This is a genomic window from Massilia litorea, assembly GCF_015101885.1.
GTDB classification, from domain to species: domain Bacteria; phylum Pseudomonadota; class Gammaproteobacteria; order Burkholderiales; family Burkholderiaceae_D; genus Telluria; species Telluria litorea.
This window is the reverse complement of the sequence record NZ_CP062941.1, coordinates 3,387,585-3,413,253: the sequence shown is the minus strand read 5'-3', so window position 1 is coordinate 3,413,253 and position 25,669 is coordinate 3,387,585. Positions and strand designations below refer to the sequence as shown.

26 protein-coding genes are annotated in these 25,669 nt (G+C 66.9%); 2 read left to right on the top strand and 24 right to left on the bottom strand.

The window, feature by feature from the left end:
- Nucleotides 1–18 precede the first annotated feature (18 nt).
- From LPB04_RS15360 to LPB04_RS15260, 21 genes are all read right to left on the bottom strand, one after another.
- Nucleotides 19–606: a hypothetical protein gene (locus LPB04_RS15360; RefSeq protein ID WP_193685396.1), complete on the bottom strand. Its 588-nt coding sequence runs from the start codon at nt 604–606 to the stop codon at nt 19–21.
- 26 nt (nt 607–632) lie between these two features.
- A complete protein-coding gene (locus LPB04_RS15355) occupies nt 633–1,856 on the bottom strand; it encodes a beta-ketoacyl-ACP synthase (protein ID WP_193685395.1) in 1,224 nt (407 codons plus the stop codon).
- Nucleotides 1,853–2,599: a 3-oxoacyl-ACP reductase FabG gene (fabG, locus tag LPB04_RS15350; RefSeq protein ID WP_193685394.1), complete on the bottom strand. Its 747-nt coding sequence runs from the start codon at nt 2,597–2,599 to the stop codon at nt 1,853–1,855. Before fabG ends, LPB04_RS15355 begins: the two co-directional genes overlap by 4 nt.
- The gene (locus LPB04_RS15345; RefSeq protein ID WP_193685393.1) at nt 2,596–3,054 is read right to left on the bottom strand and encodes an ApeP family dehydratase; all 459 of its coding nucleotides are present in this window, start codon (nt 3,052–3,054) and stop codon (nt 2,596–2,598) included. The genes fabG and LPB04_RS15345 overlap by 4 nt, the downstream gene beginning before the upstream one ends.
- Nucleotides 3,051–4,235 carry a beta-ketoacyl-ACP synthase gene (locus LPB04_RS15340; RefSeq protein ID WP_193685392.1) on the bottom strand — a complete coding sequence of 395 codons (1,185 nt, stop codon included), beginning with the start codon at nt 4,233–4,235 and terminating at the stop codon, nt 3,051–3,053. Before LPB04_RS15340 ends, LPB04_RS15345 begins: the two co-directional genes overlap by 4 nt.
- A gap of 1 nt (nt 4,236) precedes the next feature.
- Complete coding sequence (locus LPB04_RS15335) at nt 4,237–4,800, bottom strand: DUF3261 domain-containing protein (protein WP_193685391.1); 564 nt, start codon at nt 4,798–4,800, stop codon at nt 4,237–4,239.
- Nucleotides 4,778–7,156 carry an MMPL family transporter gene (locus LPB04_RS15330; protein ID WP_193685390.1) on the bottom strand — a complete coding sequence of 793 codons (2,379 nt, stop codon included), beginning with the start codon at nt 7,154–7,156 and terminating at the stop codon, nt 4,778–4,780. The genes LPB04_RS15335 and LPB04_RS15330 overlap by 23 nt, the downstream gene beginning before the upstream one ends.
- Entirely contained in the window at nt 7,153–7,779 is a 627-nt protein-coding gene (locus LPB04_RS15325) for an outer membrane lipoprotein carrier protein LolA (protein WP_193685389.1), read from the bottom strand. Before LPB04_RS15325 ends, LPB04_RS15330 begins: the two co-directional genes overlap by 4 nt.
- A complete protein-coding gene (locus tag LPB04_RS15320; protein WP_193685388.1) occupies nt 7,776–8,210 on the bottom strand; it encodes an acyl-CoA thioesterase in 435 nt (144 codons plus the stop codon). Before LPB04_RS15320 ends, LPB04_RS15325 begins: the two co-directional genes overlap by 4 nt.
- Nucleotides 8,203–9,762 carry an HAL/PAL/TAL family ammonia-lyase gene (locus tag LPB04_RS15315; RefSeq protein ID WP_193685387.1) on the bottom strand — a complete coding sequence of 520 codons (1,560 nt, stop codon included), beginning with the start codon at nt 9,760–9,762 and terminating at the stop codon, nt 8,203–8,205. Before LPB04_RS15315 ends, LPB04_RS15320 begins: the two co-directional genes overlap by 8 nt.
- A complete protein-coding gene (locus tag LPB04_RS15310) occupies nt 9,749–10,699 on the bottom strand; it encodes an LpxL/LpxP family acyltransferase (protein ID WP_193685386.1) in 951 nt (316 codons plus the stop codon). The genes LPB04_RS15315 and LPB04_RS15310 overlap by 14 nt, the downstream gene beginning before the upstream one ends.
- Entirely contained in the window at nt 10,687–11,427 is a 741-nt protein-coding gene (locus tag LPB04_RS15305) for a glycosyltransferase family 2 protein (protein ID WP_193685385.1), read from the bottom strand. Before LPB04_RS15305 ends, LPB04_RS15310 begins: the two co-directional genes overlap by 13 nt.
- Nucleotide 11,428: 1 nt before the next feature.
- A complete protein-coding gene (locus LPB04_RS15300) occupies nt 11,429–12,505 on the bottom strand; it encodes a class I SAM-dependent methyltransferase (protein ID WP_193685384.1) in 1,077 nt (358 codons plus the stop codon).
- A gap of 6 nt (nt 12,506–12,511) precedes the next feature.
- The gene (locus LPB04_RS15295) at nt 12,512–14,206 is read right to left on the bottom strand and encodes an AMP-binding protein (RefSeq protein WP_193685383.1); all 1,695 of its coding nucleotides are present in this window, start codon (nt 14,204–14,206) and stop codon (nt 12,512–12,514) included.
- The gene (locus LPB04_RS15290; protein ID WP_227496432.1) at nt 14,199–14,744 is read right to left on the bottom strand and encodes a COG4648 family protein; all 546 of its coding nucleotides are present in this window, start codon (nt 14,742–14,744) and stop codon (nt 14,199–14,201) included. Before LPB04_RS15290 ends, LPB04_RS15295 begins: the two co-directional genes overlap by 8 nt.
- 4 nt (nt 14,745–14,748) lie before the next feature.
- Entirely contained in the window at nt 14,749–15,021 is a 273-nt protein-coding gene (locus LPB04_RS15285; protein WP_227496431.1) for an acyl carrier protein, read from the bottom strand.
- Nucleotides 15,022–15,031: 10 nt separating this feature from the next.
- Complete coding sequence (locus LPB04_RS15280; protein ID WP_193685382.1) at nt 15,032–15,286, bottom strand: phosphopantetheine-binding protein; 255 nt, start codon at nt 15,284–15,286, stop codon at nt 15,032–15,034.
- Nucleotides 15,279–16,052 carry a lysophospholipid acyltransferase family protein gene (locus tag LPB04_RS15275; protein ID WP_193685381.1) on the bottom strand — a complete coding sequence of 258 codons (774 nt, stop codon included), beginning with the start codon at nt 16,050–16,052 and terminating at the stop codon, nt 15,279–15,281. The genes LPB04_RS15280 and LPB04_RS15275 overlap by 8 nt, the downstream gene beginning before the upstream one ends.
- Nucleotides 16,045–16,779 (bottom strand): beta-ketoacyl synthase chain length factor, encoded by a 735-nt coding sequence (locus tag LPB04_RS15270; protein ID WP_193685380.1) that lies wholly within the window; start codon nt 16,777–16,779, stop codon nt 16,045–16,047. The genes LPB04_RS15275 and LPB04_RS15270 overlap by 8 nt, the downstream gene beginning before the upstream one ends.
- Nucleotides 16,780–17,161: 382 nt before the next feature.
- Complete coding sequence (locus LPB04_RS15265) at nt 17,162–17,581, bottom strand: acyl-CoA thioesterase (RefSeq protein ID WP_193685379.1); 420 nt, start codon at nt 17,579–17,581, stop codon at nt 17,162–17,164.
- A gap of 85 nt (nt 17,582–17,666) precedes the next feature.
- Nucleotides 17,667–18,491 (bottom strand): SDR family oxidoreductase, encoded by an 825-nt coding sequence (locus LPB04_RS15260; RefSeq protein WP_407943863.1) that lies wholly within the window; start codon nt 18,489–18,491, stop codon nt 17,667–17,669.
- 127 nt (nt 18,492–18,618) lie between these two features.
- On the opposite strand from LPB04_RS15260, the gene LPB04_RS15255 reads away from it, so the two are divergent.
- Together LPB04_RS15255 and LPB04_RS15250 are read left to right on the top strand one after the other, a co-directional pair.
- Nucleotides 18,619–20,295 carry an electron transfer flavoprotein-ubiquinone oxidoreductase gene (locus LPB04_RS15255; RefSeq protein ID WP_193685377.1) on the top strand — a complete coding sequence of 559 codons (1,677 nt, stop codon included), beginning with the start codon at nt 18,619–18,621 and terminating at the stop codon, nt 20,293–20,295.
- Between the two features lie 143 nt (nt 20,296–20,438).
- Nucleotides 20,439–21,653: a porin gene (locus tag LPB04_RS15250; protein WP_193685376.1), complete on the top strand. Its 1,215-nt coding sequence runs from the start codon at nt 20,439–20,441 to the stop codon at nt 21,651–21,653.
- Between the two features lie 109 nt (nt 21,654–21,762).
- Here LPB04_RS15250 and LPB04_RS15245 read toward each other — a convergent pair whose 3' ends face one another.
- From LPB04_RS15245 to LPB04_RS15235, 3 genes are all read right to left on the bottom strand, one after another.
- The gene (locus LPB04_RS15245) at nt 21,763–22,689 is read right to left on the bottom strand and encodes a Bug family tripartite tricarboxylate transporter substrate binding protein (protein WP_193689026.1); all 927 of its coding nucleotides are present in this window, start codon (nt 22,687–22,689) and stop codon (nt 21,763–21,765) included.
- A 125-nt stretch (nt 22,690–22,814) separates the two neighbouring features.
- Nucleotides 22,815–24,155 (bottom strand): glucarate dehydratase, encoded by a 1,341-nt coding sequence (gene gudD / locus LPB04_RS15240; RefSeq protein ID WP_193685375.1) that lies wholly within the window; start codon nt 24,153–24,155, stop codon nt 22,815–22,817.
- 31 nt (nt 24,156–24,186) lie between these two features.
- Entirely contained in the window at nt 24,187–25,566 is a 1,380-nt protein-coding gene (locus LPB04_RS15235) for an MFS transporter (protein ID WP_193685374.1), read from the bottom strand.
- Between the last annotated feature and the right edge of the window lie 103 nt (nt 25,567–25,669).

The following is a 25,669-nucleotide window of genomic DNA, read 5'->3' as shown; positions in this document are numbered from 1 at the left end:
CCTCGAAAGTGAACCGGATCAGTTTGCGGCGACGGCCTGTTCGTCCGCGCCCGACGGGCCGCCGACGGCCTGCTCGTAGTTGGCGATCACGTAGTTACTGGCCAGCTTGGCGACGCGGGTCAGCATCAGGTTGTCGTTCACGCCCAGGGTGAAGCCGCCGCTCATGGCGTTCGAGCGCTGGAAGAATTCCGGCGTCGCAATGACCTTGCCCGACTGGTCGCGGAAGGTCACGCGCATCAGGACGCCCGAGCTGCCGGCCAGGGGGCCGAGGAAGACGCGCTTGGTCGTGCTCTTGAACGACATTTCTTCGACGATCGGCTCGACGGTCAGGGTGCGGCCATTCGCCGGGCGGCTGTTCCACTGCTCCAGCGAAGGTGCCAGGTCCTTCTCGAAGTTGGCGGCGATCTTGCCCAGTGCGGCGGCGTTGCCCTTGTAGCCGGCCTTGAAGGCGACCGGCTTGACCTCGATGCGGCCATACTGCGAGAAGGCGGCGGCCGGTGCGGGGTTGTTGGTCGACGAAGCCTTGATCCTGGTGGCGCAGCCCTGGATGAGCGGGAGTGCGACCAGCATGGATGCGGCCAGCAATGCGCGACGCGAGTTTTTCATTATTTTTTTCCTTGAGTTTTGGGGAACTACCGTTTGAAAATCAACGACGTGTTAATGCCGCCGAACGCAAAATTGTTGGTCATGACGTATTCGCAGTCGAGGCGGCGCCCCTCCCCGCGAATGTAGTCGAGCTGCCCGCACTGGGGATCGACTTCATTGAGGTTGACGGTCGGGGCGAACCAGCCCTCGCGCATCATCTCGATGCTGAACCAGGCTTCCAGCGCGCCGCAGGCGCCCAGGGTGTGGCCCATGTAGCTCTTGAGGGAGCTGATCGGCATGTGCGGGCCGAACAGCGCGGCGGTCGCTTGCGTCTCGGCCAGGTCTCCCTGCTGGGTGGCGGTGCCGTGGGCGTTGACGTAGCCGATCGCGCCTGGGGCCAGGCCCGCGTCCTCGAGCGCCATCTCCATCGCGGTGCGCATGGTGGCGGCGTTCGGCTGGGTCACGTGGGTGCCGTCGCTGTTGGTGCCGAAGCCGACCAGTTCCGCGTAGATCGTGGCGCCGCGCGCCAGCGCGTGTTCGCGTTCTTCCAGGATCAGGGCGCCGGCACCCTCGCCGATCACGAGGCCGTCGCGCGAGACGTCGAAAGGACGCGGCGTGGCCTGCGGCGTGTCGTTGCGCGTGCTGGTGGCGAACAGGGTGTCGAAGACGGCGGCCTCGGTGGCGCACAGCTCTTCGGCGCCGCCGGCAATCATGGCCGTCTGGCGGCCGCTCCTGATTGCCTCGTAGGCGTAGCCGATGCCCTGGCTGCCCGAAGTGCAGGCCGACGAGGTCGTGATCACGCGCCCGGTCAGGCCGAAGAACACGCCGATATTCACGGGCGCCGTGTGCGCCATCATCTTGATGTAGGTGGTGGCATTGATGCCGCGCGTTGTGCGCTCTTCCATCATGCGGCCGAAGTCGCCGATGGCGCTCGGGGTGCCGGCCGAGGAGCCGAAGGATACGCCCATGCGGCCGCTGGTGAGCAGCGGATCGTCCAGCAGGCCGGCGTCGATGAGCGCCAGTTCCGTGGCGCGCGTGGCCAGCAGCGCGACGCGGCCCATGCTGCGCGTGGTCTTGCGGCTGTAGCGCCCGGACAGTTCGAAGGGCGCGGCCGGCGCGCCCAGGCGCGTGTTCAGGCCATCGTAATCGTCCCATTCTTTCATGTGGACGATGGCGTTGCGGTAGGAGCCGAGGCGGTCGCGGACCGTGGCCCAGTCGTTGCCGATCGGGCTGATGCCGGCCATGCCGGTGACGACGACGCGGTGGTTCATGCCAGACCTCCATTCACGGAAATGACCTGGCGGGTGACGTAGCCGGCGTCGTCGGACAGCAGGTAGCTGACCGCCGCCGCCACTTCCTCGGGACGGCCGACGCGGCGCGCGGGGATCATCTTCAAGGCCTCTTCCATCGGCACCTCGCCGATCATGTCGGTCTCGATCAGGCCGGGCGCCACGCAGTTGACGGTGATGTTGCGCTTGGCCAGTTCCAGCGCCAGCGCCTTGGAGGCGCCGATGATGCCGGCCTTGGCCGCGCTGTAGTTGACCTGGCCGCGGTTGCCGACCAGGCCCGAGACCGAGGCCATGGTCACGATGCGGCCGGGCTTGCGGCGCTGGACCATCGGCATCACGAGGGGATTCAACACGTTGAAGAAGCCATCGAGGTTGGTGCCCAGCACCTGGTCCCATTCCTCGCCCGTCATTGCCGGGAAGGCCGTGTCGCGCGCGACGCCGGCATTGCAGACGACGCCGTAATAGCAGCCGTGTTCTTCAATATCGGCCGCCAGCGCGGCGGCCGTGGCCTCGCGCTCGCCGATGTCGAACTGCAGCACGCGCGCGCTGCCCCCAGCGGCGACGATCTCGCCCGCGACCGCGTCGGCTTCTTCGCGCCGGCTGCGGCAATGCACCACCACGCCATAGCCCTCGCGCGCCAGGCGCAGCGCGATCGCCTTGCCGATGCCGCGCGAGGAGCCGGTGACGAGGACACTGCGCAACACACTTTTATCGATACTACTCATTCGGAACTCCGTTGCAAAAACTCTTCGACATTGTCGGGCTGGAAGACGGTGATCGTGGCGCTGGCCAGCTCGGTCCCGTCCTGCCCATCTGTGATACGGCAGTCGAACGCGCCCAGGCCGTTGTCGCCCTGCAGCGCGCGCTGCACGTGGATATGTAATACGCTGCCGACCGCAAAGGCCGGCACGCTGCAGGCATAGCGCCGGCTGCCAAGCAGGAAGCCGACGCGCACCGGCTCGCCGCGCTGGCGCGCCGTAAAGCCGGCGTGGGCGGCCACCGCCTGCGCCATGTATTCGACGCCGACCCAGGCGCCGACTGCGCCGCCGCTGCAGAACATCGAGTCCGGCCGAATGCGCACCTGGGCGTCGAGGGTCTCGGCGTCGGCCGCCAGCAGGGTGTCCAGCAGCGACATGGCGCCGCTGTGCGGCACCAGCGTTTTGATATCGGGCAGGTTCATTGTGTTCTCCCGAACAGCAGCGCCGCATTCGAGCCGCCGAAAGCGAAGGAATTACTCAGCGCGTAGCGGATCGGACGGCCAAGCCTGGCGCCCGGCTGCGCCACGTTCAATGAAGGCAGCGCCGGGTCGGGCGTGCCATCCCACAGGTGCGGCGGCAGCATGCCGGCCGCGTTATCGTCCTGCATCGCGATCCAGCAGAAGGCCGCCTCCACTGCCCCGGCAGCGCCCAGCGTGTGGCCGGTAAAAGGCTTGGTCGAGCTGACCGCCACCTCGCTGCCGAACAGGTCGGCCACGGCGCGCGATTCCATCGCGTCGTTCTGCACGGTCGCCGTGCCGTGCAGGTTGATGTAGTCGACCTGGCCGGCGTCGATGCCGGCGCGGCGCAGGGCCTCGTTCATCGCGATGCGCGCGCCGCCGCCGTTCGGATCGGGCGCCGACATATGGTGGCCGTCCGAGGACTCGCCCCAGCCGCACAGGGCGACCGCGGCCGGCTCGCGGCTCATCAGGAACAGGGCCGCGCCCTCGCCCAGGTTGATCCCGTTGCGGCTGGCGCCGAGCGGGTTGCACTGCACGGCGCTGACCGATTCGAGGGCACTGAAGCCGGCGACCGTGAAGCCGCACAGGGTGTCGACGCCGCCGCTGACGACCGCGTCGACCAGGCCCATGCGGATCAGGCGCGCGGCGCTGGCCATGGCCTTGGCGCTCGAGGAACAGGCGCTCGAATGGACATAGGCCGGGCCGGACACATTCAGCGCGTGCGCCAGCAGCGCGGCGGGCGAATCCATCTCCTGCTGGCCGTAGTGGAAGTCTTCCGGCAGTGGCTGGCCCGCCACGTGCGCGGCGATCGCGCTTTCGGTCGCGCCCACGCCCGAGGTGCTGGTGCCGACGATGACGCCGACCCGGTCCGCGCCGTAGCGGGCAATCGCGGCGTCGACCGCCGGCCGGATCTGGGCCAGCGCGGCCAGCGCCAGCGCGTTGTTCCGGCTCCGCATCGGCAGCGGCAGGTGCGCCATGTCGGGCAGCACGGCCTCGACGCGGCCGAGGGGCAGCGTGCGGCCCGGGGAGCAGGCGTCCGACAGCGTGAGGCCGCTCGCGGCGTCCTCCAGCAAACGGCGCCGCGCCGTCTCGCGGTCGGCGCCGAGCGCGCAGACGAGCGCGCAATCGTTCAGGTAGATCATCATCTTATTCGGCAGCCGACTCGATGGTCAGCTTGTATTTGTAGCGCAGGTTGTCCAGCACCGCCTTGCCCTTCCAGCGCGGGGTGCCGCTGTAGTCGATCGTGGCCACGACCACGCCTTCGCGGCGCAGCGTGCGGCGCAGGCCCTGCTCCTCGATCGTCCAGCCGGCCGGCAGCACGCGCGCAATTTCGGCCGCGGGCCACACGGTCAGCTGCACGTCTTCCAGCACGTCGGCGGCGCGCACCTGTTTCGGCAGCATCGGGTGGCGCCACTCAAGCAGTTCCTTGCCGTCGAACTCGAGGCTCAGCACGCGCATGCCGAGCGCCAGCCCGACCAGGCTGACCTTGTTCGGGTCGACTTCGAGTGCGGCGTCGAGGTCGTTGGTACCGCCGGGGCGCTGCACCGTCAGGTGCTGCTGCACGCTGATCGATTCGCCCAGCGCAGCCGGGGCCAGGCGCAGGCCGAGGCGCGCCGGTACCTCTTCTTTTTTCGTGCAGCCGGCGAGCAGCACGGCTGCTGCCAGCAGCGCGCCTTTGGTACTGCGGTCAAGCCAGGACGGGCGAAGCATGGGGTTCCTCCTTGGTGACGGTGAAGCACGGGGCGCCCAGCCAGACCAGCGCGGTACCGACCAGCATCGTCAGGCCGAACGCCTGCAAGGCCGGGGTGCCGGACAGGCCGAGCAGGCCGAACGAAAGGATGGTGCTGGCCGCCGAAAGGCCGACCGCGAGCCAGGGCGCATCAATCCCGCGCTCGTGCTCTTCCTGCATGAAGATGCCATAGTCGACGCCGACGCCGAGCAGCAGCATCAGCGCCAGTACGTGGAACAGCTGCAGGCTCTGGCCGGCAAAGCCGAGCAGCGCCAGGGTCAGCAGGCTGGCCGCGGCGGTCGGCGCCAGCACGCGCCAGGTGCGGCCGCGGTAGCGCGGCAGCAGCACCAGGAACACGACCGCATAGGCGCCCAGCACCGCCCAGCCCATCCAGGCACGGTAGCGGCCGAGGACCGAGGAGATGCCGCCGACCTTGTCGACCCACTGCACCCCGGCGAGGCCGTCGGCGGCCCGTGCCAGGCTCGGGATGGCCGCGTAGGGCATCCCGCGCAGGGCGACGATGCTGGCGTATTCGCCCTCGACTTTCCCCAGCCAGAGGTGGCGCCAGGGTTCGCTGGCCGAGGTGCGCAGGAAATCGTCGAGGCGCAGCGGCACCGCATTGGTGCGCAGGTGGGCGCGGGTGGCCGCGACCCATGCGGCATCCTCGCCGATCTCGCGCGCCAGTCCCGCCAGCGGACCGTCGCCGGCCAGCAGTTTATTGTCGACCAGCGCCAGGCGCTCGGCCTGGGTGCGCTGGGACGGCACCCAGTTCGAGAGCGCCTGGTAGCCGCCGATGTCGCCCCCGGCGATCAGGGGTTCGAGGCGGGCCTTGAGCGCTTCCTCGCGCTGCAGCACTGCTTCGTTCGAGCTGCCGCGCACCAGGTAGTACTGGACCGGGCTTGGGGCGTCGAGCAGCTTGCCCAGCTTGATCTGGTCGCGGATCAGTTCGGGCGGCGAGGATTGCAGCGAGCGGATATCGTCGTTGACTTTCAGGCGCGACCAGCCGAGGGCCGTGAACACGCCAAGGACCGCGACCAGCAGCAGCGCCGCCGGTTGGTTTGAGACGCGCGGCCAGCGCGCCACCAGGGCGCGGTAGCCGCGCGCCAGCGGCCCGGCCTTCAGGGTGCGCGGACCAATCAGGGCCGGGAACCAGCACACCACGGTCAGCCAGGCGAAGACCAGGCCCAGCGCCGAGAACACGGCCATGTGGCGCAGTCCCGGGAAAGGCGTCAGGGCGAGGCCGAGATAGCCGATCACGGCGGCCAGCAAGGTCAGGCCGAGGCCGGGCAGCAGGCGGCGCAGCAAAGCCGGCGAGTCGAGCTGCGGATCGGCGCCGAGGCGGTGACAGAGGAAATAGATGCCGTAATCCTGGGCCACGCCGATCAGGCTGGCGCCGAATACCAGGGTCAGCAAATGGATGCGGCCGAACAGCAGCCAGCAGACGGACAGCGCGCCCAGGAAGCCGACGGCAATGGCCAGCACGATCAGCGAGATCGGTTTCACGGAACGGAAGGTCAGCCAGGTCAGCAGCACGATGCCGATCAGGGAGCCTGCGCCGATCGTGTGGATCTCGCGGCTGGCCTGGCGGCCGGCGGCGGCGGCATGCAGCACCACGCCGGCCTGGATCACTTCGGCGGACGGCACGGCGCCGGCGGCGGCGCCCCTGGCCGCGTCCAGCAAGGGCACGACCGCGCCCTGGGCGCCCAGCGAAAACGCCGACTGTTTCAAGGTGTAGGTCAGCAGTACATACTGGCGCCCTTCCCCTTCGACGAACAGGCGGCCGTCGCGCGGACGCACCGGCGTTTCGCCGGCACGCTCCTGCATCCAGCCGGCGAACAGGCCGAACGGGTCGTCGCGGAAGGCGCCCAGCTTCGGGCCCGAGAAGGCGCTGTACAGGCGCGCCAGGGCCGCGTCAAGCCAGTAGCGCGCCGGCTGCTCGCGCAGCTGGCGTTCCCCTTCCGCGCCCACCAGCAGGCTGGCGTGGCGCTGCAGGCCGGCCAGCCAGCCGGCTTGCGCCTCGTCGCCGATGGCGTCGAAGGCGAGCAGCGCAGCGTGCGGCGCCAGTGCGGCGCGGTAGGCGTCGGCCGCCCGTTGGGCATCGCTCCACTCCCTGGCGCCGACCAGCACCACCACGCGCTGCTGCGCGCTGTCGACCATGTGCGTGAACGACTGCTGCAGGACCGGGTCGCGCTCGTCCAGCGGCAGCAGGGCCAGGATGTCGGTGTCGGGCACGATGCGCTGGCCCAGCCAGAGCCAGGCGTTATGCCCGACCAGCAGGCAGACGACGAGCGCCCAGAGCAGCGCCAGGCGTTGTTGGGCGCTTTGCGATCCGATCACAGCAGGGCCGCCTCTTCAGGCAGCAGGGCCGCCGGCCCCGTCTTGATGTCCGAGAAGACGATGCTGGTCCTGTCGCCGCTCTCCTCGTTCATCTGGATGCTGCGCACATAGGCTGCGCCGTCGAGCGAGATGGCGCCGATGGCGCGCGCCAGCGCGGCGCTCTTCGCCTTCAGCGCGACCTTCCAGCCATTCTCGGAAACGGAGCCGTCGACGTCGAACAGGGTCTCGAGCTGGCCCAGGTCGCCGGCCAGCAGCGAGAACAGGACGCCGTTGATCATGCGTACCGTCGGCTCCTGGCTGGCGTCGAGGCGCATGGCGACACGCTCGCCTTGCATATGGACGATCTCGTCGCGCTTCAGGCGCAGCGTGTTCGGGAAGGGTTTCAGGGTGCGCCACAGCACGCCCTTGCCGGCGACGACGCAGAAGCGGCCGCTCGAGAGCAAGGGCTTTTTCATGCCGGCCAGCTGCTTGGACTGCTCGAAGCGGCCGCACAGCTGTTCGGGTTTGGCGAGCATGGCCTGGATCTTCGCGACCGGCGCGGCGGCCTGGCTGTTTGCGGCCGCGGCGCAGGAGGCGGCCAGCAGCAGCCTGACAAGGATCGGCTTCAGATGCGTGCGTTTCATGGTGCGGGTACTCCGAGTTTTTCGAACAGGATGGCGGGCGAGACGAAGCACATCTCGCCGCTCTTGATGTCGACCGCGACCTGGGTCGTGGTGGCGCGGTTGAGGCGCTTGCCGCTGGCGGCGTCGCTGATCAGGTAGTCGATGCGCAGGCGGTTTTCCCACTCGACGATCTCGGCGCGCAGCAGCAGGCGCTGGCCGAAGGTGGCCGGGCCGGCATAGCGCAGGTTCATCTCGATGATCGGCCACATATAGCCCGATTCCTGCATCTGGCCGTAGTTGTAGCCGATCTTGTCGAGCAGCGCACAGCGCGCGACCTCGAGGTATTTCACGTAGTTGCCGTGCCAGACGATCTGCATCGGGTCGAGTTCGAAGAACTGCACCGCCATCTCGACTTCGGCGAACCAGCGTGCCGGGCTTTTGACTTTACGCATACAGGCTCCAGGCCTGGTCGCGGATGCGGCCCAGCAGCAGGTGCAGTTCCGGATCGAGGCGGCGGTCTTCGACCACGGGCGCGATGTCCTGGCCCAGCAGGTCCATCATGCGCGACAGCGGCACCGGCAGCGCGCGCGAGCTGTCGAGCTTCGTCCTGAGCCAGACGCCCTGGCGCACCGTGATCAGGAGCGCGGCGGCGACCTGTTCGACCAGTTCCAGCACGCGCAGGCAGTCGCGCGCGGCGATCGTGCCCATGCTGACCTTGTCCTGGTTGTGGCACTCGGTGGAGCGCGAGAACACCGAGGCCGGCATCGTCAGCTTCAGGGCTTCCGCGGTCCAGGCCGACGCGCTGATCTGCAGGGCCTTCAGGCCATGGTTGATCGCGGCGCGCTCGCCCGTGCCGCCCGACAGGTTGGCCGGCAGGCCCTGGTTGTAGCGGGCGTCGACCAGCAGCGCCATCTGGCGGTCGAGCAGGTCGGCCAGGTTGGCCACCGCATTCTTCATGCTGTCCATCGCAAACGCGATATGGCCGCCGTAGAAGTGGCCCCCATGCAGCACGCGCTCGCCCTCGGCGTCGATGATCGGGTTGTCGTTCGCGCTGTTCAATTCGTTTTCGATGGCATCCCGGAAGAACGGCAGCGCATCGGCCAGCACACCGATCACGTGCGGGGCGCAGCGGATCGAGTAGCGGTCCTGGAGGCGCTTGCCGTTGCGTTCCAGCTGGCCTGCGTATTCCAGGTCCTGGCGCAGCCAGGCGGCCACATTCTGCATACCGGCATGCGGCTTGACCGAGAACAGGGTCTCGTCGAAGTGGTGGTCGTTGCCGTCGAGCGCGAACGAGGCGAGCGCCGTGATGCGCGTGGTCAGGCGCGCCAGGTAGTCGGCGCGGTCCCAGGCCAGGCAGGCCAGGCCGGTCATGACGGCGGTGCCGTTCATGATGGCGAGGCCCTCTTTCGGGCGCAGACGGAGCGGGGCAATCCCCGCATCGGCCAGCGCCTGGCCGGCCGGCACCTGCACGCTGTCGCGCAGCACTTCGCGCTCGCCGCACAGCACCGCCGCCAGATAGGACAGCGGCGTCAGGTCGCCGCTGGCGCCGACCGAACCCTCGCTCGGGATCAGGGGCAGCAGGCCGGCGTCGAACAGGCGCACGATCTGCTCGAGCAGCCCCACGCTCACGCCCGAAAAGCCTTTCGAGAGCGAAGCCAGGCGCGCGCCCATCACCGCGCGCGTCTGCGCCGGGCTCAGGTGGGCGCCGAGGCCGCAGCCGTGGTAGGTGTACAGGTGGTGCGGCAGTTCCGAGACCAGCGACAGCGGCACGGCGACCGTGCAGGAGTCGCCGTAGCCGGTGGTCACGCCGTAGATGGCGCCGTCTTCGCGCAGCAGGCGGTCGAGGAAATCGGCGCCCTTGGCGATCGCGGCGCGGAAGGCCGGGTCGTCCGAGAGTTCCGGACGCGCGCTGCCGCGTGCGATGTCGACGATATCCTCCAGCGCCAGGCGTTCGCGGTCGAAGCGCACGGTGCGCTGGGGTGTGTTCAGGTCAGTGAGCTGCATCTGCGCGTTCCGAATCGGGTAAGTGCCAAAAGTCGTAAAAGTTGAACCATTCCAGCGGTGCGCGCCGGACATGGTGTTCGAGGCGGGCGGCATACTCGCCCGCCAGTTCCGTGAGCGCTGCCTCGCGCCCGCGGCGCGGCAGCGCTACCTGCTCGCGCAGACGCTCGAAATGGAGTTCGTAGGGCGCCTCAAAGCCCTGGCGCGTGGTGAACAGCGCGTACAGCGGGCAGCCCAGCACCGAGGCCATCACATAGGGGCCGACCGGGAAGGCCGCGGCCTGACCGAGGAAAGGCGCCAGCGCGACGCGCGGGTTGCTCGATACCGGCACCCGGTCGCCCGCGATGACGACGAACTCGCCGCGTTCGACGCGTTCGGACAGCTGCATCGCGGTGGCCGGCGTCATCTCGGTCACCTGCATCAGGTTCAGCTGGCTGCGCGGATCGAGTTTCGCGAGCATGCCATTGAAGGCCTGGGCATGGCGGGTATGCACCAGCACCGTGATTCTCAAGCCCGGCGTGCGCAGCGACAGCGCGCGGCACAGGTCGAGGTTGCCCAGGTGCGAGCACACCAGCAGCGCGCCGCGCCGCTCGCGGATCATCTGCAGCAGCGGCTCGGCGCCGTGCAGCTTCACCTGGTCGAGGTCGAACAGGCCGCCCCAGAGCAGCATCTTGTCGAGGATGGCCTCGGCGAAGGCGCCGAAATGGCGCAGCACGCCGAACACGCCGCCCGGCGCGCCGACCCGGCGCAGGTAGTCGCCCGACACCCGGCGCGCACGCGCCTGGGTCGCCACGTACCACAGCAGCACCGGATACAGCACGATGCGGAAGGGCCAGCGGCCGAACACGCGGCAGACCCAGAACAGCAGGCGCATGCCGGCCACGAAGGACGCTTCGTTGATCGCGGCCCAGTGGCGCGTGTCCGACATCAGGTGCGCCATTTGCGCCCCAGAAGCGAGGGAATGCGCGGCAGCATGCCGAAGAACAGGTTCACGTGCATGCGGGTGATGAGGACATTGTCGGTCCAGGCCTTGAAATGCGAGACGCCGTCTTCCGGATACCCGACTTTGGTCGGCAGGTTGACCACCTCGACGCCGTCCCAGTACAGGCGCACCAGGATCTCGATGTCGAAGTTCATGCGCAGGCCGAGGCGGCGCCGCTGCGCCAGCGCCAGCACCGGCGCCACCGGATAGACGCGAAAGCCGCACATCGAATCGCGGATCGCCAGAGAGAGCGTGTTGATCCAGACCCAGACATGGGTCAGGTAGCGCGCGTACAGGCGCAGGGCCGGCACCGATTCGTCATATACCGGGCAGCCCGCCACCACCGCGCGCGGCCGGGCGCGGGCGGCGTCCAGGAAGCGCTCCATGTCGGCCACGCAGTGCTGGCCGTCGGCATCCACCTGCAGCACGTGGCTGTAGCCATCCTTCGCCGCGCGTCGGAAACCGGTCAGCACCGCCCCGCCCTTGCCCTGGTTCACAGCGTGCCGCTCGAGCACGACGCGGCCAGGATGGGCGGCCGCCAGCGCATCGAGCGTGGCGGCGCAGGACGGCGAACTGGCGTCGTCGACCAGGATCACGGGCAAGCCATGGGCCAGCACCTGGTCGAGCACCTTGCCGATCGCGTGCTCGTGGTTATAGACGGGGATGACGACGCAGGGGTGGAACATCTCAATCACCCTTGGCGAAACGCAGCAGCGAGTGGCAATAGCCGATGCCGTCGCGCGCGGTGACGAGGTCGAGGCCGGCCGCTTTCGCCAGGCGCACGTAGTCATCGCTCTGATAGACCTTGCTGTTGCCGCTGGCGAGGTTGTTGAAGTAAGGCGAGGTGTTGATCAGGCAGTAGGACGCGATGTCGTAGCGCTGGCGGTCCCAGAAGGTGTCCATGATCAGCACCTGGCCATTCGGGGACAGCGCGGCGGCCACGCGGCGGAAGATGCTGGCGATCGCGTCTTCCGAGAAGCAGCTCAGGAACTGGCTCATCCAGATCAGGTCCATCCCGTCCGGCAGCGCGGCGCCGTCGTCCAGCAGGTTGGTCGGGTGCAGGCTGGCGCGCTCGCGCAGGCCGGCCTGCTGCAGGGCCTTGTCGGCCACGGCCAGTTGGCCCGGCAGGTCGACCAGGTGCAGCTTGACGGAGGCGTTGGCGCCCAGCGCCGCCAGCGTGAACTTGCCGGTATTCGCGCCGATGTCCATCACGCGCTTCGGCGCGGTTGCGAACACGTCCGGCAGGATGTCCGGGAAGGAGGTATCGGAATAATAGTGGTCGAAGGCGAACCAGCTGCCGCGCGCCGGCTCCGGCAGCTGCGACAGGCCTTCATACACGGTCGGCCAGTCGCCGAACACCTTCAGGCCGAGGGGCTTCTCGGCGTCGAGCGACTGTTCGAGCGAGAACAGCGCCTGGTAGCAGACGTCATGGTTGAAGTCGATGTTGACCTGGGTGATCGGGTCGGTCAGCACGACGAAGCCTGCCTTGTCGAGCACGTAGCGTCCTTCGCTCAGGTAGACCACGCCCGCTGACAGGCAGGTTTCCAGTACCACCTTCAGCACATAGGGCGTCCAGCGGCCGCTTGCCGCCATCTGCTCGACCGACAGGCCGGTGTCGCCGACGTCGGCGATCGCCTGCAGCATGCCGCGCTTCCACGCATAGCGCACGCACTGGAACACGACCGGGCCGAATGCGATCTTTTGCGCTTCGAAACGGGCTTCGAAGGCGCTCTGGCGCTCCGGCGAAAATTTTTTGTCCAGCATGGTCGATCAGGTCCCTAACAAAATGCGGCCGCTCGCGTGTGCGCCGGCTTCGGAAAAATAACGGAAATTCAGGCTGCCCTTGACGGGGTCCCAAACCAGTTCCAGTTGCACCGGCACGCCGGGCCGGATCATCTGCTGGAACTTCAGCGCGTTGATGCCGCCAAAGCTGCCGGCCAGGCCGAGATGCAGGCGGCCGTAATGGATTGCCCAGTCGACCTGCACCACGCCTGGCAGAACCGGGGCCACCGTGAAGTGGCCGTCGAAATACAGCAGGTCCGCCGGCACCACCAGTTCGAGCAGCTTGCGGGCCGGTGCGTCCTCGATCAGGACGGCCTGCGGGAAGCGCGGCCGCGCGGGCATTTCGGTGTCGAGCAGCGCCAGCAGATCGGCCTGGGTGGTCTTGCCCTGGGCATTGACGGGCAGGCGTTCGAGATAGCGCCAGCGGCGCGGCAGCGCCACCGCGTGGGTCGACGCCGCCAGCGCGGCGCGCAGGCGCGTACTGAGGGCGTTCCTGCCTCCCTCTTCCAGCACGGCCTGCCCGCTGTCGGACGGCACCACGAACGCGGCCAGCGACTGGCGCGCGTCTTCGAGACAGGCCAGCACGCGTGCCTCGCGTACCAATCCGGTCGCGCACAGGGCGGCCTCGACGGCGTCGAGCGAGACGCGCTTTTCCTCGATCTTGACGATGCGGTCGGCGCGCCCGCGCAACACGAAACGCCCGCCTTGCGTGCCTTCGACGCGGTCGGCCAGGCGCTGCCAGCCGCCCGCCGGGCCCGAGCTCAGTTCAAGCAGGCCCTCGGCATCACTGCGCCATTCGACGCCAGGGAACGGCGTCCAGTCCTCGACGCTGCCGGGCGTGCGCTGGCGCCAGGCGACGCCGCCGGTCTCGGAGCTGCCGTAGACTTCGATCGGAGCCTGGCCGAGCAGAGCGCGCGCATGGAACGACGCCTTCGCTTCGAGCATGCCGCCCGAAGAGAACACCGCGCGCAGCTGCGCCGCGCCGCGCCAGTCGAGATGCTCGGGCAGGCGCTTCAGGTGTGCCGGGCTGGCCAGCAGCAGGCAGGGACCGGCGCCCAGGCGCGGGGCCAGGGTTTCCGGGAATTCGTGGCGTGCCGCTTCGACCGGACGGCCGGCCAGCAGCGGCCACAGGACGCGGAACAGCAGCCCATAGATATGGTGGTGCGACACGGTCGACAGCACCGTCGCGTCGCCGACGAGCGCGCCGAACTCGGTCTCCAGCGCGGCGATCTCGGAACTCAGCTGCGAGAAGCGCTTGCGGATCGCGGTCGGCGCACCGGTGCTGCCGGAGGTATGGACGACCAGCGCGGGAAAATCGGGAGCGGGCGTAGTCCAGCCGGGAACCGAGTCATCGCCGGTTTGCGGGATACAGGGCGCGTAGTCCTGCGGGAACTCGCCCCAGAAGGCCCCCACTTCGGCCGCAAGCGCGGCGCAGCTGGCGGGCAGCGTGTCGGCCACCAGCCAGACGGTCTTCCCGGCCAGCCAGGCACCAAGCAGGGCCGCCGCGAATTCCAGGCTGTCGTCCAGGTAGAGGGCGACGTCGCGCGCAGCGGTGCGGCGGCCGAGTGCGGCCCAGGCGCGCGCACGGGCCAGCAGCTCGCCGTGCGAGACCAGGGAGCCGTCGCGCCAGCCGGCCGGCGCGGCAGGCGCACGGGCGCCGAGACGCTCAAAAAAATCAGACATGATGCAGCCGTTTAAAACGCATGCGCAGCAGGTATTCGCCGCCGAACATCAAACCCATCAGCACGTAGGAAACGACGCCCGTGTAGAGCGACCAGACGGCGTCGGGAGAAAACAAGGCGGTGCCGAGACACACGGCGCCGTTCGCGACGAAGAAGACGCACCAGGCCTGGGTCACGCGCCGCGTGTAGCGCACCGCTTCAGGCGGCAGTTCGGGCTCGCGCAGGCGCGCCAGGCGCTCGATCATCGAGGGGCCCGACACCAGGCTGGCGCCGAAGGCGGCCAGGAAGGCGGCATTCACCAGCACCGGATACAGCTTCAGCGGCAGCACCGCGTTCGAGCCGACCGCCACGGCGACGAGCAGCAGCGCCCCGCCCGCCGTCCAGCGTGCCGGCGCGCTCAGCTTCAGCTGCGGCAGCCGGGTGGCGGCCGTCAGCAGCAGCAGGCCGGCCAGCCAGCGCGGCTCGATGCTGCCGTGGCCGAGCCAGATGGCAAGGGGATATACCAGCGTCAGCGCGATGGTCAATGCATTCCACAGCACGAAATCAGGCCGCCTGCTCTTCCGCCAGGCCGGCCAGTGCGTTCACGACGTCGTCGATCGTGCGGATGGTCTTGAACACTTCCGGCTGCAGGCGCTTGCCGGTGGTCTGCTTGAGCTTCACGGCCAGGTCGACGGCGTCGATGCTGTCGATGTCGAGGTCCGTGTACAGGTTCGACTCCGGCGTGAGCGCGTCGCGGTCGAGTTCGAACATCTCGGCCAGCAGGTCGGCGATCCAGACGAACAGTTCGTCGCGGTTCATATCGTTGATGCTTACCATGGCTTCCTCTTTATTTCTTGCGGTTGGCTTCGATCATCGCTGCGAGCGCGCGCACCGAAGCAAAATGACGGCGCGTTTCCTGCGATTCGGCCGACAGCGTGATGCCGTAGCGCTTCTGCAGCGCGACGCCGATTTCCAGCGCGTCGATCGAATCGAGACCCAGCCCTTCGACGAACAGGGGTGCCTCGCTGTCGATATCGGCGGGGGCGATGTCTTCCAGCTGGAGGACGTCGACGATCAGTTCTTTCACTTCCTGTTCAAGCATGGTGCTGGCCTTCTTCCATAAAATAACGTTGCAGGTATTCGGTGAGGCGGCGCGCCGCCATCACGTCGGGGACGCCGGGACCGGTAAAGGCCTCGATGCCGATGTCGTCCTTGACTTCGATGCGAAAGCGCGCCTGGCGCGGCGGCACATGCCACCATTTGTCGCCCTTGCCCAGGGTCGGCGGCTGGCAGGCGATCAGCACGGGCGTCACCGGCTGGGCGCCGCGCACGGCGATGTTGGCGGCGCCGCGCTTGAGTTCCATGGCGCCGCCGCGCGGGGTGCGCGTGCCTTCGGGGAAAACGATCAGGTTGCCGCCGGCGCGCAGCGAGGCGATGCAATCGTCGACCAGCTCCGGACCGCGGTCGTTGCAGACATAGCCGGCGGCGCGTACCGGGCCGCCGGTGAACGGGTTGTTCCACAGGCCGCCCTTGACGATGCAGTCGGCATTGCGCACAAAGGCGATCAGGAACACGGTGTCGATCAGGGTCGGGTGGTTCGCGAGGATCAGCTGGCCGCCGCGATCGAGCTTGTCGAGGCCATGCACTTCGTAGCGCAGCACGCCGAGCCCGTTCATGATGCCGACGAAAGCGCGAAAGCTCAGGCGGATGGTGGCGCGCGCGGCACGCATGCGCGCCTGTGGATCGCGCACGCACAGCGCCAGCAACGGGAACACGATGACGCGCAGCGCCAGGCCGCCCAGCCCGAACAGCGCAAAGGAAAGGCCCGTGGCCAGCACGCGCCAGCCGCGCCAGAGCGCATCAAGCATCGCGGCTCCAGGTCCAGTGGCGCGCAGCCGCCGTGCGTTCGAGCACGGTGCCCCGGCCCAGCTGGAAGCGCAGCACCTCGAGACAGCCCGGTATGTTGCCCGGTTCGGCCGGCGCCGCGGCCGCGCGCCAGGACAGGCGCACGGCGCGCTCGCCCGCCGGGACGATGGCCCAGGCAAAGGCGAAGGGCTGCTCGGCGCAGTCCTCGAAGCCTTCCAGCGGCGCCGGCAGCGGCTCGTCGCAGGCGACCAGCAGCACCATCGGCGCGCCGTCGGCCAGCAGGCCGCAGGCTTCGATGACGGCGTGTTCGAGCGTGGCGCTGCCCGCTGCCAGCGCGACGTGGTTGGCGCGGTCGGCGCGCGCGATCGAGAACAGCCCGGCGCTGGCATTGTGCACGGCGAGCCCGAAGGCGGTCGGCGACAGCGGCTCGCCGCGCGCCAGATCGCCCAGCAGCCCGATCGCGCGCCCGACTTCGCCATGGCGCGAACAGAAGACGGTCGGCACGCCTGCCTCCTGTCCGAGGCAGGCATAGGCCACTTCGAGCGCCATGCGGCCCAGGAAGCCCGCGCGCCGGCGCAGCATGGCCGGCATCGCCGCCACTTTCGGTTCGTCGTCCCCGGAGATCGGCCACGGCGCCTGCGCCCAGTCCGACCATGCCGCGGGCGACGTCACGCCTGGAGCCCAGGCGGCGTGGCGCGCGATCGAAAAGAGGACGTGGTTATCAGGCATAGTTATCGGCACGGCGATGGAATGGGTGATACAGGAAGAAAAATCAATCGTGCGGCGTATTTAATAAGTGCGAATTATAATGCTTGGTTTTGCCTGAAGGAATAATCGCCGCATTCCTCGGGCCATTTCGCAACAGATCGCTTCGCGTACACTGATTAAAGGCGAGGAAAAGCCTGCGATCGCGGCATATCAATGCGCGCCGCATAAGTAAGGAAGGCAGTGACGAAGACGGCTGCAACGCTTTGCGCAGGAATGCGCGCAGCGGGGAACAAGTCGGGCAAGGCGCCATATTGCCACATCGCAATAGGCTTAATTCTCACAGATTGTCACAAGTCGAAAATAATCTGGTCCGGCGTAAAAAAAGCGCCCGCAGGCGCTGTTTTCAGGCGGCCGGCAACAGCGCCCTGACCTCGTCCGGCAGCGGCACCGACTTCTCCGCCAGGAAATCGACCCAGACAATCTTCGCCGCGCCCTCGGCATGCAGTGCCCCGGCCTGCCCGTCGGCGCCGACCAGCCGGATCTCGTGCGACAGCACGAAGCTCGAACGCCCCGGCAGCCCCGCATACGAGCGCACTTCGATCTCGGCCGGGTATTTCAGCTGCTTCAAAAACGAACACTGGGCATTGATGAGCACCGGGCCGGTACCGGTCGGATCGGGCAAGGCGCCGATCTGCTCCAGCCAGGCGATGCGCGCCGTTTCGATATACCGGAAATACACGGTGTTATTCACGTGGCCCATCGCATCCATGTCACCCCAGCGCACGTCCATCCGCATCGTGTGTACCAACTGTTTGTCGCTCATGCCATTTACTCGTCTTCGATTTCGTTAAATTAAAATGAAAATGGCGCCGTTGCCGGCGCCAATTCGTCAATATCGACAATATATTCTATTGTGCGGTCATGCCGTCATCGGCGGTAATGATCGCGCCATTGATGAAATGCGCCTCTTCGGCCGCGAGCAATAACAGCAGGCCGTCGAGGTCTTCCGGTTTGCCGGGACGCTTGCGCGGCAGCAGGTCGATCAGTTTCTTGCCCTGCTCGGTCTCGAAATAATCCTCGTTCATTTCGGTCGCAATATAGCCCGGGCAAATGGCGTTCACGTTGATCCCGTATTTGCCCCATTCGACCGCCATCGCCTTGGTCATCTGCACCACGCCGGCCTTGCTCATGCAATACACGCCGATCTGCGGCAGCACGCGCAGGCCGGCCACCGAGGCGATGTTGACGATGCGGTGCTGCTTGCGCGGATCGCCCTTGGCGCGCTGGATCATGCGCTTGGCCGTCTGCTGGGCAACGAAGAAGGCGCCGCGCAGGTTGGTGTCCATGATGTACTGATAATCGTCCTCGGTGACGTCAAGCAGGCGCTGGGTGCTCTGCACGCCCGAGTTGTTGATCAGGATATCGATCGGGCCGGCCTCGGTCTCGGCATGGGCAATCGCCGACTTGATGCTGGCCATGTCGGTCACGTCCAGGTTGACGACGTGGGCGGCGCCGCCGTCGGCCTCGATTTCGGCGCGCAGTTCCTTCAGCCGTTCGGTACGGCGCGAGGCCAGCACCACCTGGGCGCCGGCGCCGGCCAGGGCTTTCGCAAAGCGGGCGCCGAGCCCGCTCGAGGCGCCGGTGACCATCGCAATCTTTCCTTCAAAATTCACTTCGATGCCCACGTTGGCTCCTGTCCTGTTGTGCTCCGGCACGGATGATGTCGAAGGCATAATGATGTCACAGATTGCCGGGTTTAGATTGCCGCGCCTAAAAATGGGCCTAAAATGGCGCCCGACATTGCATTCAGGCCGAAAAACCCGCACACTCGTGCTTAAATTTTTTTAACCATACAAGACCATGACTGAGACAATCAACATTCTCGAACAATACGGCCCGCGCGAGGCGATGGAGTACGACGTCGTCATCGTCGGCGGCGGCCCGGCCGGCCTGTCGGCGGCAATCCGCCTGAAGCAGCTGGCGGCCGAGAAGGGCCAGGAAGTGTCGGTCTGCGTGCTCGAGAAAGGCGGCGAAGTCGGCGCCCATATCCTGTCGGGCGCGGTCATGGATCCGATTGCCCTCAATGAATTGTTCCCGAACTGGAAGGAACTCGGCGCACCGCTCAACACCGAAGTGACCGAAGACCGCGTCCTGTTCCTGACCGAGACCAAGGCACGCGCCACGCCGAACTTCATGATCCCGAAGATGCTGACCAACCACGGCAACTACATCGTCTCGCTGGCGAATGTGGTGCGCTGGCTGGGCCAGCAGGCCGAAGCGCTGGGTGTCGAAGTCTTCCCGGGTTTCCCGGCCGCCGAAATCCTCTACAACGAGGATGGTTCCGTCAAGGGTGTCGCGACCGGCAACATGGGTGTCGACCGTGAAGGCAATCCGACCGACGCCTTCCAGCTCGGTATGGAACTGCACGCGAAATACACCTTCTTCGCCGAAGGTTCGCGCGGCCACCTCGGCAAGCAGCTGATGGCCAAGTACGACCTGAACAAGGGCAAGGACCCGCAGACCTACGGCATCGGCATCAAGGAGCTGTGGGAAATCGACCCGGCCAAGCACCAGCCGGGCCTGGTGATCCACACCGCCGGCTGGCCGCTGGATAACAGTACCTATGGCGGTTCCTTCCTGTACCACCTGGAAAACAACCAGGTCGCGGTGGGCTTCGTCGTCGGCCTGGCTTACCAGAATCCGTATTTGTCGCCGTACGAGGAATTCCAGCGCTATAAAACCCACCCGGCGATCCGCGGCTTCTTCGAAGGCGGCAAGCGCATCTCCTACGGCGCGCGCGCCATCACGGCCGGCGGCCTGCAATCCTTGCCGAAGACCGTGTTCCCGGGCGGCGCCCTGATCGGCTGCGACGCCGGCTTCCTCAACACCAGCCGCATCAAGGGCAGCCACAGCGCGATCAAGACCGGCATGCTGGCCGCGGAAAGCGCCTTCGAAGCGCTCGGCGCCGGCCGCCAGCACGACGAGCTGAGCAGCTACCCGGCCGCCTTCGAGCAGTCCTGGTTGTACAAGGAACTCCATGCGGCGCGCAACTTCAAGCCCTGGATGAGCAAGGGCCTGTACCTGGGCACCGTCATGACCGGCATCGACCAGATGATCTTCAAGGGCAAGGCGCCCTGGACCCTGCGCCACAAGCACGCCGACCACGAAATGCTGCGCCCGGCCTCCGAGTTCACGCCGATCGTGTATCCGAAGCCGGACGGCAAGCTGACCTTCGACCGCCTGTCGTCGGTGTTCATCTCGAACACCAACCACGCGGAAGACCAGCCGGTGCACCTGACGCTGAAGAACCCGAGCATCCCGGTCGACGTGAATCTGGCCAAGTACGCCGGTCCCGAGCAGCGCTACTGCCCGGCGGGCGTGTACGAGTTCGTGAAGACGGATGCGGGGCAGGATCATTTGCAGATCAATGCGCAGAACTGCGTGCATTGCAAGACCTGCGATATCAAGGATCCGACGCAGAACATCGTGTGGGTGACGCCGGAAGGTGGCGGCGGGCCGAATTATCCGAACATGTAAGTTGAAGCGGGCACCAGGCGGTGCCCGTTTTTTTTCGTGATGCGGCAGCACGCCCGCCTTCTTGTTGTTTTGCGGCAACTGCCCTTTCGGTGAGGATTTCGCGCATGTGATAATCCTGCTTTGCAATCTCACCAATACTCACGATGCCGCGTTTCACCTCGTTCCGCCCTGCTCTCCTCTGCTCGCTGCTTGCCACTGCCTTCGTCACCCCTTCGGCCTTCGCCCAGGCCAGCCCCTCCTACCTCATGACCCGCCTGGCCCAGCTGCCCGAATACGGCCGCGGCGGCGACGCCGTGCGCATCTACGGCACGCTGGATCTCGGCATGATGTACACGACGACCGACCATGCGAGCGGTCGCTGGCAGCAGCAGAGCGGCGGCGACCACACGTCGAAACTCGGTTTCTATGCCTCGGAAGACCTTGGCAACGGCGTCAAGGCGGAAATGAAGCTGGAAGCGGGCATCAATGCCGACACCGGCACCCAGCAGGCGAGCGCCCTGTTCAACCGCGAATCCTGGGTCGGCCTGCGTTCGAACACCCTGGGCACGGTGCGCCTCGGGAACCAGATCAATGCGATGCTGCCGCTCTTCATCGACCCGTTCGCGCTGGTGAACACCAATTCGGTCTACACCTGGGTTGCCGGCGGCGCCATGCAGGGTCCGCGCGGCGTCGGTGCGAATACCGACCTCGGTCCGGGCGCGGGCACGATTCCGGTGCGCGTGCCGAAGTCGATCACCTATGCCACGCCGCGCCTCGGCGGTTTCGCGGCCCAGGCCATCTGGTCCGCCAATCCCTACGGTACGGGCGAGCCGTCGACCGGCACGCGCGGCGGCGTGGTCTCGTACAGCACCGGTCCCGTGTATCTGGCGGCAAGCCTAATCCAGTCCTTCAGCAGCCCGGTGACGATCAGCGCAGGCCTGCCGGCGCAGCCGGTGCGCACCGACATCCCGTCGGTCGGCGCGATCTTCGATAACGGCAAGCTGGTGCTCTCGACCTCGTATGCGCGTATCTCGCCGCAGCTGGCGCAAAGCGGCGAAGCGCAGATCGTCACCCTGGGCGCGATCCTGCCGCAGGGCCGCCTGACCTGGCGCGCGTCCGCGGTCCACCGCGATACCGAGGGCGCGCGCAACGGCGCCGGCCAGTTGGTCGCATCCTCGGCGCTGGGCCTGATGCTGGGCGTCGACTACGAGCTCTCGCGCCGTACCGGCCTGTATGCGCGCGCCGGCTCGGTGCGCAACTTCGGCGCCTCGACCATCATCCTCAACAGCGTTGCCCTGCCCCTGCAAGCGGGCAGCACGGCGCCGCAAACGGGGATCGAAACCCGCACCTGCTCGCTGGGCCTGTTCCACCACTTCTAAGTAAAAAACGGCGCGGGACCAGAAAGCCCGCGCCGCAAACCACGCTCGAATGAGGTAAAACTCAGTCGTCCGCTCAGTCAGCTGCTCAGTCAGCTGCTCAGTCAGCTGCTCAGTCAGCTGTAATTTTGCCGGTCTCGATCACGTTCTTCCAGCGCGCCTGTTCGCCCGCCAGGAACTGCTCGAACTGCTCGGGCGTATTCGCCACGACTTCGAAGCCCTGCTCCACCAGCTTGGACTTCAGCGCCGGCTCGGTGAGCGCTTCGACGATCGCGCCGTGCAGCCTGGCCTTCACATCCTTCGGCAAGCCCTTCGGTGCGGCGATGCCCTGCCACGAATAGATCTCGACGCCGGGCACGCCCGATTCCGCCAGGGTCGGCACTTTCGGCAGGACGGCGGCGCGTCCCTCGCCGGTCACGGCCAGCGCCTTGAGCTTGCCGCTCTTGATATAGGGGAGCGCGGCGTTGATGTTCACGAAGGAGACGTCGGTCTGCCCGCCCAGCAGGTCGGTGATCGCCGGGGCGCCGCCTTTATAGGGCACGTGCAGGCCGCTGGTGCCGCTCTTCTGCCAGAACAGTTCGGCCGTCAGGTGGTCCGAGCTGCCGTTGCCCGAGGAAGCGAAGTTGACTTTGCCCGGGTTCTTTTTCAGGTAGGCGAGCAGTTCGGCCATGTTATTGGCCGGCAGGTCGGCCCGGGCGACCAGCACGTTCGGCGCGCGCACGGCGACCGTCAGCAGGTCGAAGTCGCGTTGCGGGTTATACGCCAGGTTCTTCTGCAGGAAGGGGTTGACGGCATACACGCCGATCGAGGCGACCATCAGGGTGTAGCCGTCGGGCGCCGCGCGCTTGACCAGGCCGGCGCCGATCGCACCGGTGGCGCCGGGGCGGTTGTCGACGATCCACGGCTGGCCGAAGCGCGCCGAGATCTTCGGCCCGATGGCGCGGGCGATCGCGTCGGTCGACCCGCCCGCCGGGAAGGGCACCACCACGGTGATGGTCTTGTCCGGATAGGCCGCCTGCGCGCCCGACACCAGCATCATGCTCGACAGCACAGCTAGCAGAAACTTCTTTGCATTCATTTCGCGTCTCCTGATCATTTTGATTTATGGATGTACAGACTTCCCGATGCCGTCCCACCTCCTTGCGGGAAGTGAGACGGACCGTATCACCGCACCAGGCAAGGCCCCTTGGCGTCGAACTTCCAGTTCGGCACCAGGAACTGCATCGCCGTCGCATCGTCGCGCGCGCCCAGGCCCATGTTGCGATAGGCCTGGTGCGCCTTCTCCAGTTCGGCCGGGTCGAGTTCGATGCCCAGGCCAGGCTTTTCCGGAATGCGGATCATGCCTTTCTCGATCTTCAGCGGTTCTTTCGTCAGGCGCTGGCCGTCCTGCCAGATCCAGTGGGTATCGATGGCGGTGACCTTGCCCGGCGCGGCGGCGCCGACGTGGGTGAACATCGCCAGCGAAATATCGAAGTGGTTGTTCGAATGCGAGCCCCAGGTCAGGCCGAACATCTGGCACAGCTGGGCCACGCGGACCGAACCCTGCATGGTCCAGAAATGCGGGTCGGCCAGCGGAATGTCGACCGATTGCAGCTGGATCGAATGCGCCATCTGGCGCCAGTCGGTGGCGACCATGTTGGTGGCGGTCGGCAAGCCGGTGGCACGGCGGAATTCGGCCATCACCTCGCGGCCCGAGAAGCCGTCTTCGGCGCCGCACGGATCCTCGGCATAGGCCAGCACGCCGTGCTTGTCGCGGCAGACGCGGATCGCGTCCTTCAGCAGCCAGCCGCCGTTCGGGTCGAGCGTGCAGCGCGCTTCGGGGAAGCGCTCGTGCAGGGCGACGATGGCTTCCATCTCGGCGTCGGCGCTGAGCACCCCGCCCTTCAGTTTGAAGTCGTTGAAGCCGTAGCGCTCCCTGGTCGCTTCGGCCAGGCGCACGATGGATTCAGGCGTCAGCGCTTCCTCGTTCCGCAGGCGGAACCAGTCGTTGTCTGCGTCCGGTTCGGCGCGGTAGTCGAACGGCGTCTTCCTGCGATCGCCCACGTAGAACAGGTAGCCCAGCATCTCGACCGCATCGCGCTGCATGCCTTCGCCCAGCAGGCTGGCCACCGGCACGTTCATGAACTGGCCGAGCAGGTCGAGCAGCGCCGATTCGACGGCGGTGACGGCGTGGATGGCGACGCGCAGGTCGAAGGTCTGCTGGCCGCGCCCGCCGGCGTCGCGCCCGGCAAAGGCGGTGCGCATGGCGTTGAGGACGTTGTTGTATTCGCCCAGGGTCTTGCCGACCACCAGCGAGCGCGCATCCTCGATCGTCTGGCGGATCTTTTCGCCGCCGGGCACTTCGCCCAGGCCCGTGTTACCCAGGCTGTCGGTGAGGATCACGATATTGCGCGTGAACCAGGCGCCGTGGGCGCCGGAGAGGTTCAGCAGCATGCTGTCCTGGCCGGCGACGGGGACGACGCGCAGGTCGGTGATGGTTGGGGCGCCCGAGACTGCTTTGTTCATGTTCGACTCCAGAAAATGCGTTGCGTAAGAATTATTTGATGAGCGATCTGGTCAACGAGACCCGCTTGATGTCGCCCACGATGAAGAGGTAGCTGACGATGGCCAGTGCCGCATTCGCGCCGACGAAGACCAGGGCGCCGGCGAACGATCCCGTGCCCTGCACGATGTAGCCGATGACGATCGGCGTCGTGATGCCGGCGGTATTGCCGAAGGTGTTGAACAGGCCGCCCGACAGGCCGCCGGCTTCTTTCGGCGAGGTGTCCGACACCACCGCCCAGCCCAGGGCGCCGACGCCCTTACCGAAGAAGGCGAGCGACATCACGGCCACGACCAGGGCGTCGGTTGCGATGTAGTTACAGGCGATCATCGAGGTCGACATCAGCATGCCGAGCACGATCGGCAGCTTGCGTGCCACCGACAGGGAGTAGCCTTTTTTCGACAGGCGGTCCGACAGCCAGCCGCCGAAGATCCCGCCCAGGCAGCCGGCGATCGCCGGCAGCGAGGCGACGAAGCCCGCCTTCAGGATCGTCATGCCGCGTTCCTGCACCAGGTAGACCGGGAACCAGGTCAGGAAGAAGTAGGTCAGCGTGGTGATGCAGTACTGGCCGATGTACACGCCCAGCAGCATGCGGTTGGCGAGCAGCTCCTTGATGCAGGCGAAGGTGTTCACGGCCGGTGCCGCCGCCGTGCGGCCGCTGCCGTCGATGTCGATCAGGGCGCCGCCTTCCTGCATGTAGCTGAGCTCTTCCTTGCTCACCGTCGGGTGCTGCTTCGGCGAGTGGATGGTTTTCAGCCAGATGAAGGACATGCAGATGCCGATCGCACCCATCACGTAGAACACGCTCTGCCAGCCGTGGGCATGCACCAGCCAGCCCATGATCGGCGCGAACAGGACGGTCGCGAAATACTGGGCCGAGTTGAAGATGGCCGAGGCCAGGCCGCGCTCGTGGGTCGGGAACCAGGCGGAGGTGATGCGGCTGTTGCCCGGGAACGAAGGCGCTTCCGCCGCGCCGACGGCAAAGCGCAGCGCAAACAACATCGCCACCGCTGCGGCGCCGGTGAAGAAGCCGACGAAGCCGGTGCACAGCGTGAACACCGACCACAGGAAGATGCTGAAGAAATAGGTAATTTTCGAGCCGAAGCGGTCGAGCAGCCAGCCGCCCGGCAACTGGGCCAGCACATAAGACCAGGCGAAGGCGGAGAACACATAGCCCATCTCGACCGGCGACAGGCCCAGCGCTTTTTTCAGCTCTGGACCGGCGATCGAGATCGTGGCGCGGTCGGCGTAGTTGATGGTCGTGACCATGAACAGGATGGCGAGGATCATCCAGCGCGCGTTGCTTGCGGGGGTGGCGGGCTTCGTCCTGGCGGGCGCGCCGGCGGCGCCCGTGCGGGCCTGTACTTGTTCCATGCTTGTCTCCTGAGTAGATACGCCTGCCGCCCACCGGGCGGACAGGGACTGGACTTTTTTGTATTTGTTGACGGCCATCATAGGGGTGCCAGGATGGCCGAAC